This is a genomic window from Hwanghaeella sp. LZ110 (assembly GCF_048892525.1).
Classification (GTDB): Bacteria; Pseudomonadota; Alphaproteobacteria; order UBA8366; family Aestuariispiraceae; genus Pacificispira.
Genome location: NZ_JBLZHT010000084.1, coordinates 1 through 279 on the forward strand (window position 1 = coordinate 1; position 279 = coordinate 279).

At 48.7% G+C, this 279-nt stretch carries 1 protein-coding gene; it reads right to left on the reverse strand.

The window, feature by feature from the left end:
- A partial coding sequence (locus ACOSDM_RS20295; RefSeq protein ID WP_420726350.1) for a hypothetical protein occupies positions 1-214 on the reverse strand: 214 nt, incomplete at its 3' end.
- Positions 215-279: the final 65 nt, after the last annotated feature.

The window sequence follows — 279 nt, forward strand, 5'->3', positions numbered from 1 at the left end:
CTGAGAAGGATGCCTTCAGCTTCAGCCGCCGCTGCTGATAGGCCTGCAGACCGCTGATTTCACCCGTTGCCATAGCCCGGAGTGTCTGGGTGATCATTTCATAATACACTTCCGGTTTTCCGCCTGTACCGTCGTATTTCTCAGGTGCCTGTGCACTGCCGTCAATGAATGTGATGTGCCAGTATTCCCCGATATCCGGGAAATAATACTGCATCACTTTATTCCAGCCGTTGAAATTGTGGGAAATTTTCGGATCCTTGAATTTTTTCTGCTGTACTT